The 16,315-nt window shown below is 37.6% G+C and carries 16 protein-coding genes and 1 other annotated feature; all 16 genes read right to left on the bottom strand.

The features are described from left to right. Nucleotide 1: 1 nt before the first annotated feature. On the bottom strand, nucleotides 2-916 hold the full coding sequence (locus AC4G3L_RS10080) for an RluA family pseudouridine synthase (protein ID WP_491076825.1): 915 nt from the start codon (nucleotides 914-916) through the stop codon (nucleotides 2-4). Continuing rightward, nucleotides 909-1,382 (bottom strand): signal peptidase II, encoded by a 474-nt coding sequence (gene lspA / locus AC4G3L_RS10075; protein ID WP_491076824.1) that lies wholly within the window; start codon nucleotides 1,380-1,382, stop codon nucleotides 909-911. The genes AC4G3L_RS10080 and lspA overlap by 8 nt, the downstream gene beginning before the upstream one ends. 298 nt (nucleotides 1,383-1,680) lie before the next feature. Then, nucleotides 1,681-4,455, bottom strand: a complete 2,775-nt coding sequence (gene ileS, locus AC4G3L_RS10070; protein ID WP_491076823.1) for an isoleucine--tRNA ligase — start codon at nucleotides 4,453-4,455, stop codon at nucleotides 1,681-1,683. A 71-nt stretch (nucleotides 4,456-4,526) separates the two neighbouring features. Next, nucleotides 4,527-4,761 (bottom strand) — a binding site (T-box leader). A 74-nt stretch (nucleotides 4,762-4,835) separates the two neighbouring features. Continuing rightward, nucleotides 4,836-5,348 (bottom strand): DivIVA domain-containing protein, encoded by a 513-nt coding sequence (locus AC4G3L_RS10065; protein WP_491076822.1) that lies wholly within the window; start codon nucleotides 5,346-5,348, stop codon nucleotides 4,836-4,838. Nucleotides 5,349-5,445: 97 nt separating this feature from the next. Next, nucleotides 5,446-6,219, bottom strand: a complete 774-nt coding sequence (locus tag AC4G3L_RS10060; RefSeq protein ID WP_491076821.1) for a YlmH family RNA-binding protein — start codon at nucleotides 6,217-6,219, stop codon at nucleotides 5,446-5,448. Nucleotides 6,220-6,280: 61 nt separating this feature from the next. Beyond that, entirely contained in the window at nucleotides 6,281-6,541 is a 261-nt protein-coding gene (locus AC4G3L_RS10055) for a YggT family protein (RefSeq protein WP_491076820.1), read from the bottom strand. Nucleotides 6,542-6,548: 7 nt separating this feature from the next. Continuing rightward, nucleotides 6,549-6,995, bottom strand: coding sequence for a cell division protein SepF (locus tag AC4G3L_RS10050; RefSeq protein WP_491076819.1), 447 nt, complete (start codon nucleotides 6,993-6,995; stop codon nucleotides 6,549-6,551). A 16-nt stretch (nucleotides 6,996-7,011) separates the two neighbouring features. After that, entirely contained in the window at nucleotides 7,012-7,686 is a 675-nt protein-coding gene (locus AC4G3L_RS10045; RefSeq protein WP_491076818.1) for a YggS family pyridoxal phosphate-dependent enzyme, read from the bottom strand. 5 nt (nucleotides 7,687-7,691) lie between these two features. Then, entirely contained in the window at nucleotides 7,692-8,513 is an 822-nt protein-coding gene (gene pgeF / locus AC4G3L_RS10040; protein ID WP_491076817.1) for a peptidoglycan editing factor PgeF, read from the bottom strand. Nucleotides 8,514-8,566: 53 nt separating this feature from the next. Then, nucleotides 8,567-8,818 (bottom strand): YlmC/YmxH family sporulation protein, encoded by a 252-nt coding sequence (locus tag AC4G3L_RS10035; protein ID WP_491076816.1) that lies wholly within the window; start codon nucleotides 8,816-8,818, stop codon nucleotides 8,567-8,569. Nucleotides 8,819-9,100: 282 nt separating this feature from the next. Then, nucleotides 9,101-9,877, bottom strand: coding sequence for an RNA polymerase sporulation sigma factor SigG (sigG, locus tag AC4G3L_RS10030; RefSeq protein WP_491076815.1), 777 nt, complete (start codon nucleotides 9,875-9,877; stop codon nucleotides 9,101-9,103). A gap of 150 nt (nucleotides 9,878-10,027) precedes the next feature. Then, a complete protein-coding gene (sigE, locus tag AC4G3L_RS10025; protein WP_491076814.1) occupies nucleotides 10,028-10,747 on the bottom strand; it encodes an RNA polymerase sporulation sigma factor SigE in 720 nt (239 codons plus the stop codon). A 67-nt stretch (nucleotides 10,748-10,814) separates the two neighbouring features. Further along, nucleotides 10,815-11,744, bottom strand: coding sequence for a sigma-E processing peptidase SpoIIGA (gene spoIIGA / locus AC4G3L_RS10020; RefSeq protein ID WP_491076813.1), 930 nt, complete (start codon nucleotides 11,742-11,744; stop codon nucleotides 10,815-10,817). A gap of 476 nt (nucleotides 11,745-12,220) precedes the next feature. After that, on the bottom strand, nucleotides 12,221-13,378 hold the full coding sequence (gene ftsZ, locus AC4G3L_RS10015) for a cell division protein FtsZ (RefSeq protein WP_491076812.1): 1,158 nt from the start codon (nucleotides 13,376-13,378) through the stop codon (nucleotides 12,221-12,223). Between the two features lie 37 nt (nucleotides 13,379-13,415). Then, the gene (gene ftsA / locus AC4G3L_RS10010; RefSeq protein ID WP_491076811.1) at nucleotides 13,416-14,705 is read right to left on the bottom strand and encodes a cell division protein FtsA; all 1,290 of its coding nucleotides are present in this window, start codon (nucleotides 14,703-14,705) and stop codon (nucleotides 13,416-13,418) included. A gap of 439 nt (nucleotides 14,706-15,144) precedes the next feature. After that, a complete protein-coding gene (locus AC4G3L_RS10005; protein WP_491076810.1) occupies nucleotides 15,145-15,906 on the bottom strand; it encodes a cell division protein FtsQ/DivIB in 762 nt (253 codons plus the stop codon). Nucleotides 15,907-16,315: the final 409 nt, after the last annotated feature.

Raw genomic sequence — 16,315 nt, 5'->3', positions numbered from 1 at the left:
GTCAACAGTCAATTCTTAAAGTTTCCAAAAAATCGACAAAATATGTTGGTAAAGGTGCCTCAAATTCCAAATATTCTTCTGTTCGTGGATGAACAAATCCAAGTACGGCTGCATGCAAAGCCTGTCCATTTAAATCCGGTGTTTTTCTTGGTCCGTATTTTGGGTCCCCTGCAAGCGGATATCCAATATATTTCATATGGACACGGATTTGATGTGTACGTCCTGTTTCAAGCTGGCATTCTATAAAGGAGAAATCCTTAAATCTTTCCAGCACATGAAAATGTGTAACAGCATGACGTGAATTTTCATCGGTTACTGTCATGCTTTGGCGATCACGTTTATCACGGCCAATAGGTGCATCAATCGTACCTGCATCATGTGGAATGATGCCATGAACAAGCGCCTTGTATTTACGTGTAACTGTTTTTTCCGTTAATTGTTTGACCAATTTCTCATGAGCCATATCGTTTTTTGCTACCATTAGCAATCCTGAAGTATCCTTATCAATGCGATGGACAATTCCCGGTCGCATAATTCCATTGATTCCAGACAAATCTTTACAATGATACATTAAGGCATTCACCAATGTTCCTGACCCATGTCCCACTGCAGGATGTACAACCATTCCTTTTGGTTTATTCACAACGATGACATCAGCATCTTCATAGTAAATATCAAGAGGAATATTCTCAGCAACAACATCAAGTTCCTCTGGTTCTGATGGTGTGATTTCAATAGAGTCACCTGGCTGGCATTTATAGTTTGCTTTTATTTGATTGCCATTAACCACGATGTTCCCTTCTTTAATCCATTGCTGGACTTGGGAACGCGACCATTCTTCATTTAATATAGAAAGGACTTTATCGAGCCTTTCACCTTTATGTTCTTCTGTTACTGTCAGTTTTTTACTATCCATTATTTAACTCCTTAGCTCTTTTTTCCTCTAAAAACATGGCAATCACCAATAATCCGACTCCTATACAAAGAGCAGAATCGGCCACATTAAAGACAGGAAAACTATATGAGAATATATACGTATGCACAAAATCTACCACTTCATTGCGGAAAATACGATCGATAAAATTACCAATCGCTCCTCCAAGGATAAGTCCAAGGGATATCCCCGTCAATTTATCAGTACTGTATTTCTTTATGTAATAGACAATTCCAATAATAACTATGGTTGTCACAATATAAAAAAACCACATTTGCCCTTGAAGAATCCCCCAAGCTGCACCACGATTTCTGTGAGAGGTGATATATAAAAAGTTTTCAATAACCGGTATACTTTCCCCATAAGTCATATACTTAACGACCAGCCACTTCGTAAATTGGTCAATTAAAATGATGAGGAATGCAATCAGATAATAAATAGATAACATGAATGTGCCCCCTACCTGATTAGAATGTCCATATCGTTTTAAAAAGTTGAGCCTCTCTAACAAATGCTGAAAATATTATCAAAAATATAGGCCCTTTCGATATGTTGAAAGGGCCTATATGTGAAATGAGCTCCCGAGAAGTTTATCAGCTTGTTTTAAGTAAATTCTTACCTAGTTATAGATAAAATCTGACATCTTCATAAGTACTGATATACATACTTATAGGAATCAGGAACACATTCACTGAGTATGACATTCACCTTTTTAATATGATTTTACGCCTGAATGCTTAACCCACTTAACCAAGTTCCGGATATTCAGTATCGACCACTGTGGAGCAGCGTTCACATAAAGTTGGATGTTTCACAACTGTACCAACTTCTTTACTGATATTCCAGCAGCGTTCACATGTTTCACCATTTGCTTTTGTTACTGTAATGGCTGCATGCTCTAATTTAATAGCTTCTTCTGGTGCATCGTAAATAGAGCCGGCCACTTCCACTGCAGAAACAATAAATAATTGTTCGAGTCTTTCCTCAATGCCTCCAAGCAATTCTTTTGTTTCTTCATTTACATACAAGGCTACTTTTGCATTTAATGATTTACCAATCACTTTTGCATTCCTTGCTTCTTCAAGTGCTTTAAGGACATCATCACGTACAGCCATAAAATGATCCCATTTTGCTTTAACAGCTGCACTGTTTGCATAGTTTTCTTCAACTGGCATATCTGTTAACTGTACACTCACAGCATCCTTATCCTCGATAAAGCTCCATACTTCATCAGCTGTATGCGGAAGAATCGGCGCAATCAGTTTAACTAATTTCATTACGCATTCATGCAGTACAGTTTGGATTGCACGTCTTTCTTCACCGTTCTCTGCATCACAGTAAAGAATATCTTTTGCATAGTCAAGATAGAAGGAACTTAAATCCTGTGTACAGAAATTATTGATGCTATTAAAGATATCGGCAAATTGATAGTTATCATACGATTTCTTAACCTGACCAACCAGTTCATTTAACTTAATAAGCATATACTGGTCCACTTCATGAAGATTTTCGTAAGAAACAGCGTCACGCTCTGCATTGAATCCGCTCAGGTTTCCAAGCAAGAATCTGAATGTATTTCGGATTTTACGATACACTTCAGATACTTGTTTCAGGATATTATCGGATACACGTACATCTGCTTGGTAATCAACGCTCGCAACCCATAAACGAAGAATATCAGCGCCCATTTGGTTAATAACTTTTAATGGATCAATCGTGTTACCTAGGGATTTACTCATTTTGCGGCCTTCTCCATCAAGTGTAAATCCATGGCTCAATACTTCCTTGTAAGGAGCTTCACCAGTAACAGCAACTGCTGTTATTAAGGAAGAGTTGAACCAACCTCTGTATTGATCAGAACCTTCAAGGTATAAGTCTGCCGGTCTTCTCAGATCTTGCCTTGCTTCAAGGACAGATTGATGGGAGGATCCGGAGTCAAACCATACATCCATAATATCTGTTTCTTTTGTAAATTGACCATTCGGGCTGCCTTCATGTGTAAATCCTTCCGGAAGAAGATCTTTTGCTTCTCTTTCAAACCAAATTGTGGATCCATAACTCGCGAATAAATCAGATACATGCTTAATGGTTTCATCTGTAATAATGGCTTCCCCATTTTCTGCATAAAACACTGGAATTGGTACGCCCCATGCACGCTGGCGGGAAATACACCAGTCTCCGCGATCGCGAATCATGTTATATAATCTGGTTTCTCCCCAAGCAGGAACCCATTTAGTTTCTTTGATTTGGTTTAATAGTTCTTCACGAATATTATCCACTGATGCAAACCATTGGTCAGTAGCACGGAAAATGGTCGGTTTTTTCGTTCTCCAATCATGCGGATAGGAATGTGTAATGAAATCAAGTTTTAACAAAGCACCAACTTCTTGAAGCTTATCCGTGATTTCTTTATTTGCTTTATCATAGAATAACCCTTCAAATCCAGGCGCTTCTGAAGTCATATGGCCTTTACCATCTACTGGACAGAGTACTCCAAGATTGTATTTTTGTCCTACGACAAAGTCATCTTCACCATGTCCTGGAGCCGTATGAACGCAGCCAGTACCTGCATCAGTTGTGACATGCTCTCCTAAAATGACCAATGACTCGCGATCATATAACGGATGTTTGGCAACTACATATTCCAGTTCAGCACCCTTAACAGTTTTCTCAACCTCAGCATTTTCCCATCCAAGTGTTTCTTTTACGGATGACAATAATGATTCTGCAACAATATATTTTGTCCCTTCCACATTTACAACTACGTAGTCAAGTCGTGGATGAACAGCAATCCCAAGGTTAGCCGGAATTGTCCAAGGGGTTGTTGTCCAAATAATAAACTTACTTCCCTCTTCGATAACACCTTTACCATTTGTTACATCAAATGCAACAAAGATTGATGCCGATTTCTTGTCATGGTATTCGATTTCCGCTTCTGCCAAGGCAGATTCACTTGAAGGAGACCAATAAACCGGTTTTAGCCCTTTATAGATATAGCCTTTTTTCGCCATTTCTCCAAAAACCTTAATTTGTTCAGCCTCATATTCCGGTTTTAGCGTAATATACGGATTTTCCCAATCACCTCTTACACCCAAGCGTTTAAACTGATTGCGCTGTTGATCGATTTGCGTATAAGCATATTCCTCACAAAGTTTACGGAACTCAGCAATTGTCATTTCCTTACGATTCACTTTTTTATTTTTCGTTAAAGCTGTTTCGATTGGTAAACCATGAGTATCCCAGCCCGGTACATACGGAGCATTGTATCCATTCATAGATTTGAAACGGACGATAAAATCCTTTAAAATTTTGTTCATCGCATGTCCAATATGGATGTTGCCATTCGCATATGGCGGTCCGTCATGCAGCACAAATTTGGGAAGGTCCTTTGTGCGCTCCTGTACTAATTTGTAGATATCTTTTTCTTCCCATTCCGCCTGGACTTCCGGTTCTCTTTTAGGAAGATTTCCACGCATAGGAAATTCCGTTTTAGGCATCAATAATGTGTCTTTAAATTCCATTACATTCACTCCTTAAGTTTCCGTTGAACATTAGTTACTCTATAAAATACAAAAAAGCCTCTTCATCCCGGTAAAGGGACGAAAAGGCTATATTTCCGCGGTACCACCCTTTTAGAATATTGACTCATCAATATTCCTCTTGGTATTCGTAACGTGAATGACCCGCCGCTTTTTAATGCCAATTACTTGGGTTCAAAAGCAGACTCAGGGATGATCTTCCATTCAGTTTCTTTTACCAGGCTCACACCTACCCCGGCTCGCTAAAAAAAGATTTTTCTGATGTACTGTTCCCGTCTTCGATTTAACTTTTCATTTTGATTTGATTTTTGATAAGATTTGTTAAAACATTATATTCAATAATTCACGAAAAAGTCAAGACCTTACATTTCTTCTTCATGCAGGTCGATGTCAAGTTCCGTGGCATCAACATCATATTTCAGAAGTTTATCCCAATCTTCACTGTTTAATAAATCAAGCTGGGCTTCAACAAGCATTTTAAAACGCATTCTGAATACTTTGGATTGCTTTTTAAGATCTTCAATCTCTATGGCAATCTTTCTTGCTTTCGATAAAGCTTCATTGACAATTCGGTCAGCATTTTTTTCTGCTTCCTTCATAATCAATTTAGCTTCTTTTTGAGAATTTCGTTTGACATCTTCTCCGGCTTCCTGAGCTATAACGATCGATTTATTTAATGTTTCTTCGATACTGGAGAAATGCTCAAGACGATGTTCCAACTCTTCAACTTTAGATTCCAGATCTTTCTTATCACGAAGGACCAACTCATAATCTTTAATGATTTGGTCAAGAAATTCATTTACTTCGTCTTCATCGTAACCTCGGAATCCTCTGCCGAATTCCTTGTTATGTATGTCTAGCGGTGATAATGGCATAGACTGCACCTCCGAATACTGATTCTTCTCTTAATCTTCTCTTAATTATTATACTATGCTTTCGACAGTAATGGTGATATTCCTTCTAAATTCCTGATTATTTTTGAATACCACACTTTATTTTCCATTTATCTTTCTTCGTTTTTCCATCGATAGAAAAAACTTTCATTCTACCTATTCCACGCGTGGATATTACATCACTTTCCCTAATTTCATAAGAATGATTATCAATCTGTTTCCAGTTTACCTTAACGCGTCCCTGCTGCACGAGTGTTTGGCTCTTTTGCCTGGAAATATTCGCAATTGCTGATAAAATGGTATCTAATCTCATAGAAGAAACCGTAACTTGACTTTCCTTCCATTGCTCAGTTACTCTCATGACTTGGTCTATCGGAATTTCCTTAAACTTCACGCCTGCATTTCCCATTTTAGAAATATTCATCTCCAGATAGGAGGCAACATCTTTTGCCACGACAAATTGAACCCGCTCGCCTTCAATCCAAATATCACCAAACTTTTCTCTTTTCAATCCTACCGACATTAACGTGCCCAGGATTTGCCTATGTTTCAAGATCGTAAATTTGGCAGAATAGAATAATTCATAAATGGTCAATTCATAATCCTCTATTTGCGGTTCATAATAGTCCGGGTAAATGAATGCTCGTCTGCGTTCAGCCACTTCGTTTCCTCCATAAAAAGAAACTCGGACATCTCCATCAGTGCCAATTAGCATTCTTACAATTTCGGATTCTCTGGGGTCAAGAAAATCTGTTAATTTTGGTGCATATTGCACCTGTACCTGTTCAATCCATCCAAGTACCTGGTCGATAAATTCGTGTTCTTCCTGACGAAAATGCTGATAAATATTCATTTACATCCTCCAGCTAAAAATAATCAGCTCCCTGTTTTTAAAAGGGAGCTGATTATTACTTTTAAAAAATTGCTGCCAACGCACTGATTCCTACTCTAGCCATATTTAATACAAGAATCGCTACCAGAGGAGATAGATCAATCATGCCAAGCGGAGGGATGATTCTCCTGAACGGTTCTAAAAATGGCTCACATATGCGTGCCAGAAACATCCCAATTCCTGTATCCTTGGCATTTGGAAACCATGACATTAATATGTATATAATCAAGGCCCAGGAATATATGTCTACTGCTTTATAGAGTATCAAAAAAAATATATCCATTATTTGCTTACCACCTTATATCCTCAAGCTCATCTTCTTGGGCATATCCAGAAATAGAACCTGAAACATCAACATTTTCAGGAGTACATAAGAATATATTGGATCCAATACGCTGGATATCTCCACCGATTGCATAAACTGTTCCACTTAAAAAATCAACGATTCTTCTAGCCTGGTCAGGTGAGATTCTTTGAAGATTCACGACTACACCACGGCGATTTTTCAAATGATCGGCAATCTCCTGAGCATCTGCATAAGCTCTCGGTTCCAGCAACACTAACTTGGAAGATTTCTGTATGCTTTGAAGACTCACTATATTTTGTTGTTTCTGTTGCTGCTGCGTATGTTTATTTACTTTTGCCGGAGTCGTTTCTTCCTCCACATATTGCTCTTCATACTCATATTCATCATCTTCGAGCGCAAAGAAATTTTTCATCTTCGATACGATTGACATCATTTACACCTCTCTTTTATTCATTCCCTACCAAGGCTGTTCCAATTCTAACCATGGTTGCGCCTTCTTCAATGGCAATTTCATAATCATTGGACATTCCCATTGAAAGTTCTGTGCACGGGGCATTTTGCAGCATCATCTTTTGTATCAACACTTGCAAATCTTTTAATTTACGGAAACACATACGTATCTCTTCTTCATCATCTGTTAAAGGAGCCATCGTCATAAGTCCCATTACTTTAATTTTGTTAAACTCAGCAAGTTGTTGTACAAACTCGATTGCATCCTGAGGCTGTATTCCGTGTTTTGTATCTTCTCCGCTTACATTTACCTGAACAAAACAATCAATCTGGCGAGTAGCCCTCTTCTCTATTTCTATTGCCAATGACAAGCGATCCAGAGAATGAAGAACGTCTACACGATCAATGATTGTTTTCACCTTTTTTGTTTGAAGCGAACCGATAAAGTGCCATACTGGTCGTTCTTTTATACCCTCTTGTTTAGCGATTAATCCCTCTGTACGATTTTCGCCAAAGTTTGTAATACCAGCTTCAAAGGCTTCTTTAGTGCGTTCTAATGAAACATATTTTGTAACGGCAATAATCTGAATATCTTTTGGATTACGACCTACACGTTTTGCAGCTTTGTCTATTTTCTCCTGGATTATATGCAGGTTTTTCGAAACTTCCACCTTTTTTACTCCTCCTTCCAGCCGATCAACCCCATCATTCGACCAGTTTTCCCCTCATCACGTCGGTGAGAGAAAAAGTAAGAATCATCACAACTTGTACAAAAATCAGTTGTTATAATATTCTCTGGTAAAACACCGGCTTTCTGAAGAATTAGTGCATTTGCCAGCTTTAAATCAAGCTGATATTGATTCTCCGTAATTTGATTATAAGCGGTTTTTGTCTGTTCTTCTAGTATAACCTCCAATAAGTCAATGACTTTTTTGTCGACCGTATAACAGTTCTGACAAATAGATGGACCAATTGCTGCATAAATCTCTTTAGGTTGTACACCTTCAGCTTGCTCCCAAATACGGATCATGGATGAACTTATTCCAGCAACTGTCCCTTTCCAGCCTGCATGCACAATCCCAATCAAATGATGGCTTGGCGCAATAAGATACACGGGTACACAATCAGCAAAGCAAAGGGTCAGCAACAATCCGCTCTCTTTTGTGTACAAACCATCCGTTGCTTTTAATGCTGTATCGTAATCCATAGACCCAAGCCCAGCATGTCTTTTTTCTAATTTCCTAATTGTTGTTTCATGTGTTTGTTCGGCTCCAATCCAAGTTTCCACAGGAAAATGGATTTGCTCAGCTAATATACGCCTATTTTCTATTACTTTTTTATCCATATCATAGACATGAAAAGCTGTATTCATCGAATGAAACGGAAACTCGCTGACACCGCCACTTTTTGCAGTAAAACCGGCCAATAAATTTGGGTGCCGATTATTCCAATCTTTTATCGACAAAAATGATTCGGAAGTTTGTACAAATGGTTCCAAATTAATACCCCCGATTTTTCTTTCATTTTATCATAAATAGACTCAATTTTCTCCTATTCATTGAAACTTCCATTACCCTTATGTTCCACAAGAACAATATCTTCACCAATCATTTTAATTTTATTCCATGGAATGACAATGTCTTCATCTTTATTCATAAATGAAAGCATCTTACTGTTGGCTACGATTATGCTTTCTATTCTACCCGTTCTAAGATCGATCTCAATATCTTCAACATTTCCTAAACGTTTGCCATCAAAAGTATTTACGATCTCTTTAATTTGCAATTCAGATATTTTTATCATTCGCTTCTACCCCCACCTGGGATTTTTTTGTTACTGGCATTATATGAACGAAAATTTTAATAAAGAACTGCTCCATACCGTTACTCTTTCACTTAAACCCTTAATGTTTGATTGACCTTTATTTTTAGATTTATCCCAGTTTAATTGTCTTACCGGGAATAACCTAAATGGATTACAAATCGTAAAAGATATAACATATACATAAATAAAAGCTATCCTCACACGAGGATAGCTTATAAACATAACATATTTGATTATAAGTCCATTAACATTAACCAGCAGCTAGATATTTTTATTCATTTGGCGAATAGCCGCTTTTTCCAAACGGGATACCTGCGCTTGTGAAATTCCTATTTCCTCAGCAACTTCCATTTGCGTTTTCCCTTGGAAGAAACGTTTCCGGAGAATCATTTTCTCACGTTCATTTAACCTGCGCATGCCGTCTTTTAACGCAATCTCATTAATCCATGTGCTATCTTTGCTCTTTTCATCACTAAGTTGATCCATTACAAAAATCGGATCGCCTCCATCGTTATAGATAGGTTCAAATAATGACACTGGGTCCTGGATTGCATCAAGTGCAAACACTACTTCTTCATAAGTAACATCAAGTGCTTTAGCAATTTCTTCTGATGTCGGTTCTCTTGATGTTTCACTCATCAGCCTTTCTCTGACCTGCAACGCCTTGTATGCAATATCCCTTAACGACCTGGAAACCCTAATTGGATTATTATCCCGTAAATAACGGCGAATTTCCCCTATGATCATCGGTACAGCATACGTAGAAAATTTTACATTTTGGCTTAAGTCAAAGTTGTCAATCGATTTCATTAAACCGATGCATCCAACCTGGAAGAGGTCATCAACATACTCTCCCCTGTTATTAAAGCGCTGAATGACACTCAGGACAAGTCGAAGATTTCCGTTAACTAACTTCTCCCTTGCTGATGATGATTCTCCTGATTGCAACTGTTTGAATAATTCCCGCATTTCATCATTTTTTAATACAGGTAATTTTGATGTATCCACACCACATATCTCTACTTTGTTTCGTGTCAATCCATTCCCTCCTAGCAGGAGCTGCTGTACAAAGTAAAGTATCTCCGCGGGAGGAAATTATATGCATATAAAAATTATTTCTGCATAGTGTTTATACTGAAATACCTGAATCATATAGGTTAATCGGATAAAAAATTTTTCTGCAATTTATCAAACCATTTTATTAAATTCTTTTCTAAGTCTTTTAATAATCCGTTTTTCAAGGCGGGATATATAGGACTGGGAGATCCCCAGTAGATCAGCAACATCTTTTTGCGTCTTTTCTTCTCCTCCAACAAGACCAAATCTCAGTTCCATAATTTGCTTTTCCCGATCATTTAATTGTTCCAATGCCTTAGCCAAAAGCTTTTTATCTATACTTGTCTCTAAATTTTTCGTAATGATATCATCATCAGTCCCAAGTACATCTGATAAAAGTAATTCATTACCGTCCCAGTCAATATTTAACGGTTCATCAAAAGAGACTTCCGAACGTGTTTTACTATTTCTTCGCAAGTACATCAAAATTTCATTTTCTATACATCTTGACGCATATGTAGCCAGCTTTATTTTCTTTTCGGGATTAAATGTATTCACTGCTTTAATCAGCCCAATTGTGCCAATACTAATTAAATCTTCGATATTTATCCCTGTATTCTCAAACTTGCGGGCTATGTATACCACTAATCGAAGATTTCTTTCAATAAGCATGGATCTAGCCGTTTCATCTCCTTTTGGCAGTTTATGAATCAATATTTCTTCCTCTTCCTTACTGAGTGGCGGAGGAAGAGCTTCGCTGCCACCGATATAGTATACTTCATCGGATTTGAGCCTTAATTTAACCAATACTTTTGTCCAATAATACGATAATCTAAAGCGGAAATTTCTCAATTGCTTAACCCCTTTCCTAATCCCCAATGTCTATTTTCTTTCTGGTATGAGTATAGTGGTTAATACCTTATGAATCAGATATTGAATCAACGGCCGCTAGCATTTTCGGGTGAACGATGGAATCGAAAAGCTCTTCACCTGATAATTGTTGCTTTGTAAAAGAAATTAGACATTTTTGAATAATGTGAATATCATTACCGAATTTAATCGATAGAACATCCGGTTTAAACGCAATTAACAATTGACTTTCATTTCCTACAACTTTGCATGGGATAATTCTCATTTTTTCCTGCCACCCATCAGGGAAACCCGTAAAATCGCTGTTCATATTCTGTATCCCATTCTCAATTAATTTGGAAACAGAGGTCGGCAATAACCCATCCCTTCCATGAAGTGAAATAATCGCTACAGGAGAGCCGGATAATGGATCGAGTAATTGGTTTCCAGTATCAACAAGACCTTCAGATTCGAATGAAACTCCATTGATTTCTACCATCATCGTGACTCGCTGCTCCTTATTCCATTTAGCAAGTTCTAAAATGTTAATATGCTTTTTTGAAAAGTGCCATGCCAATGGAAAGCCAATCATGACAAAAATCCAGCTGACCGGATCCCCGAAACTTCCAGAACCACTTGTAAATCCGTTGAAATATTCGGTCACTTTAAAACTAAAAAAATAGTGGCCGCCCAGCAGAACCCCACCGCAAGTAAAAGTTACACCGTATAAAGTTATTATTTTTTTTATGAATGCCCGAATACTTTTAAAACCAAATGCTGTTAAAATCATCAGAATAGAAATCATACTTTTGAGCCAAACTTGGTCAGCTAAATAGGAATAAGGGGTGATATATAGCCAAACTACCAATGATCCAATCAAACCTCCACATACAATTCTGATCCAATTTATTCGATTTTTTAATAAAACAGCAGTCCATACCAATAAACAAGTATCAAAGATCCAATTGAGAAACCAAATGGCATCAATATAAATTGTCATACTGTTTTCCTCATGCTTTTTTTTAATAGAACATATGAAAAATTATAACCTGATAGTCTCCAAAAGGTTGTCGCTTCCTGTAATGGGTGATAACGTTTTTTATTTATATTTTCATCAATATTTGTCGATAGTTAACTGCATTTTAAAACACGCGAGAAGGTTTTCTATGTGCTGTCCAATCCTTTTTTTGATGCACAAAAAACAACGGCACATTGAAGAGTATTTCGACTATTAAGCTATGTAGGAATCGGGAAATGATATAGATATTCACATCCTTCCATTTCCCCTGTACACTTTGTTAGCACTTAAATGTGAAGGCAGAAACACGGATGATGGTTGGATGATATCACGAAGAAACGTACTAATCTTATTTGCAAGAGGGGGGTAGAAAGATAGCTAAGGCAGCTATTATCCAAATAAAAGAGGAAGATAATGAGCCATGTACTGCAACTCATCATCTTCCTCTATGAATATTATTATCTGCGGCGATTCCGATTTCTTAAGAAAGTTGGAATATCAAGAGTGTCATCGGAATTGCTGCTCGTTTGATTATTTCTGCTTGGTTCTGCAGTATAGGATTCTTCGCGTTTTGGTATTTCACGCTTAACCGGATTACTTTGCGGAGCAGTACGCGTCGTTTGGCCAAAGTTCGGTCGGGGTGTTGCTGGACGCTGTTGTTCCACTTCATTGAAGCCAGTCGCAATCACAGTTACTACGATTTCGTCTTTCAAATTCTCGTTAATAACAGAACCAAAGATCATGTTAACTTCTTGGTCAGAAGCTGAAGCAACAATGTCAGCTGCTTCCTGGACTTCAAATAGACTTAAATTCGTTCCTCCGGTAATGTTCATTAATACCCCTTGAGCACCATCGATTGATGTTTCAAGCAGTGGACTTGAAATTGCTTTTTTAGCCGCTTCTGCAGCACGGCTTTCACCGGAAGCAACACCAATTCCCATTAAGGCAGATCCTTTATTGGACATAATTGTTTTAACATCGGCAAAGTCAAGGTTAATTAATCCCGGTACAGCGATTAAATCAGATATACCTTGTACACCTTGTCGCAGTACATTGTCAGCTTCACGGAACGCTTCAAGCATCGGTGTACTCTTGTCTACAATTTCCAATAATCGATCATTTGGAATGACGATTAAAGTATCAACTGATTCTTTCATGGATGCAATTCCACCCTGTGCCTGTGTGGAACGCTTACGGCCTTCAAATGTAAATGGTCTTGTGACAACACCAACAGTCAGTGCGCCCAATTCACGTGCAATTTGAGCAACTACAGGTGCAGCACCTGTTCCGGTACCACCGCCCATACCTGCCGTAACAAACACCATATCTGCGCCTTGAAGAGCTTGCTCTATTTGCTCTTTACTTTCTTCCGCAGCTTTTTTACCAACTTCAGGATTGGCACCAGCTCCAAGTCCGCGCGTCAGTTTACCGCCTATTTGCATTTTTATTTCAGCTTTTGACAGGTTTAAAGCTTGGGCATCAGTATTAACCGCGATAAATTCTACCCCTTGTAATCCATGTTCAATCATTCGGTTTACGGCGTTATTTCCCCCGCCCCCAACTCCGATTACTTTTATCGTTGCTAACGAATCAATATTTGTATCAAATTCTAGCATGGAAAGTCCTCCTATTATTTTCGGTAAAGTGTTTCCCCTATTCGAAAAATACTCCGAAGAATTTTTTCATTTTTGTACTCATTTTATCTTCCGGGTCTTTTGGTGCTTTTTCTTTTGGAGCCGATTTCTGAGCCGGACGCTTTTCTGTTGGTTCTTTAGCAGCAGCAACAGTATGCGATCCTAGTGTCATTCCTTGAGATCTGGCTTTATTACATGCATATGTGATAAGACCAACAGATGTTGTATACTGCGGTTCTCTGACACCTATGTAATTTGGTTCTGCTCCACGAACACGATTTTGCAGGATGTTTTGTGCTAAATCTAGTATACCAGGGGTTTTCACTACTCCACCAGTGAGAACATAGCCTCCAAGTAAATCATTTATACCCATTTTAGCTATTTCTTCTTCTACTAGTTCAAAAATCTCTGTTAATCTATCTTCCATAATATCAGAAACAATAAATTGATTGCAGGTTTGTTGTTTTTCACTGCCAATGACCGGAATTTTAAAAGTTTCTTCTTCCGCATCATCATCTATAAATGCATGACCATGCCTGATTTTAATTTGCTCAGATACATCAGTCGGTGTTTTCAGGACAATACTGAGATCTTTCGTAATGACATTTCCACCAAGCGGGATAACTGTTGCGCCTTTCAGCTCTCCATCTTCAAATACAGCAACAGATGTGGAGCCGCCGCCTATATCTACAAGCGCAATCCCTAGATTCCGCTCATCTTTAGATAATACAAGTGAACCAGCTGCCATTGGCTGCAAAGCAATATCTGTTATTTCAAGTCCTGCGTGTTCAACAGCACGAAGAGTATTATGTAAGATGGTTCTAAGTCCTGTAATCAAGACGCCTCTCATTTCCAGACGGACTCCAGTCATACCCTTTGGATCACTGATTTCATCTATTTCATCAACCTTGTAATGAACCGGAATAACATCAATAATTTCTCGGTCAGAAGGGATTGTGACTAATTCAGCCTGTTCCCTCACGCGGATTTTATCTTCTTCCGTAATCTCACGATTGTCATTTGATACAGCGACTACACCATGACAAGGCTGAAGCATGATATGATTGGCGCTTATCCCCACAATCACTTTACGAATCTCCATACCTACCATTCTTTCAGCTTGTTCAACAGCTTTTCGAATGGATTTAACAGTTTCATCTATATCAACAATCTGTCCTTTTCTCAAGCCTTCAGATGCTGCATTACCCACACCGATTATGTTTAAGGAGTCATTCTCCATTTCTCCTATTATCACTTTCACAGTGGATGTACCGATGTCAAGGCTAACATATATTTCATTGTTGTGCACCCTTTGGCACCTCCTTTAATAGCTATCTATCTTATGATTGACACTTTTAAACCCTACAAAACAACTATTCGCCAAAACACCTATTTATCCTGTCATTTTATCTAAAAACATCAGGGTTATTAAATGAATGTCTGTTTTTTAAGCATTCAGCAATATTCCAGAAAAACATTTTGTTATTCCATATTACCTTGATAATTACAAGTCTACACCAATATGGACGCCTAGAAAAGTCAAATTTATTGCTTGAAGCATATAAAAAATGAATTTTCTCACTTCTACTCTTTCAAATCTGTTTTATTATCAAAAAAATAAGTTTCTAAAATAATATAGTATTCGCTTAATATAGTTTTATTTTAGGAACTTACTAATATTTGAAAGGTTATTTAAAACAGATAGGCTTTCACACTTACAGTGGGTATTTCATTTTTCTGACTCAACATTATTCCTTGTTTTTTAAGTCCGTCTTATAAGAACGGAAATAAGAACCAACTTCAAGATCTATAATCCCTTTGCTTCCTTCCTCCAATTGACTCACAATAGCAGCATAATGCACCAGCTTATCAGCCAAGGTTTCTCCGCTTGCAGTCACTTCATACCCATCATTCATATAAAGAGTCACTTTCGTTTTATCTGTCTTAGAGGGATTATGATGTATCTCTGATATTGAATTCATCACGTCCTCTGGCATTTCCTCAAGTTGCTCAATGATAACTGCCAAAGGTTTTCCTTCTTTGAATGCTACTAGTAACGGACCGGAATCAGGAATATGATTCAGCTTTTTGTTCAAAATGTTCCCGTTTGATAAAACCGGATAATATTCTTTTCCTTTTTGTACATACGCCGTGTATTTGTACTCATTAATTTTTATTTTTATGTGGTTAGGAAACTTTTTTTGCAAGGTGACACTCTTTATCTCGGGATGTCTCTTTATTATTCTTTCAATTTCGTCACCTTTAATCTCCCAAATATTATCATCAATTTTCAAACTGCTCTGTTTAATGATTTCTTTATCTGTCAAATATCTATTGCCCTCCACACGGATTGATTGAATTCGGCTTAAGGGAGATTGCAAATAGATAATGCTGAATATAAGTAAAAAGAAAATAGCTAAAAGCCCAATTAAACGCCTGTTTGCTTTCTTTTTCCTCATTTGTTTCAATTTCGGAATCCGATCTTCAAGAGATACCAAATTCTTATCCAATCCAAACACCTCTTTTTAACACAACTAAGAATCTGCATACCTTCAGGTGGATTAAATACATAAACCTTAATTTACTCCCATACTATAATGGATTTACCGGAATTTATATCGAATGGTTGAAGATTCTATGTTCAAGTATTGATATTAACCTATTCACTCTAAAAATGATAATCGATACAGGTATCAATTATGAGAAAATTATAACATATATTCTCCTGCTTTTTTCTGTTTTTTCAAGAGAGAATGATGTTTGACGCTTCTGATCTATCCAATAAAACAGAGTAAAAATAGTTGAACAGATAGTGGTTATAAAGAAATAAATAAGATTACAATCTAGGTTGTCAAACGAAAGCCATGCCAATCTTTTACGACCTATGACGGCATGGTTTTCCTGAGCATCTTCTATTCT

It is taken from the genome of Bacillus sp. z33, assembly GCF_058313615.1.
Note: the sequence above shows the minus strand (reverse complement) of the source record. Positions and strands in the feature narration are given on the sequence as shown.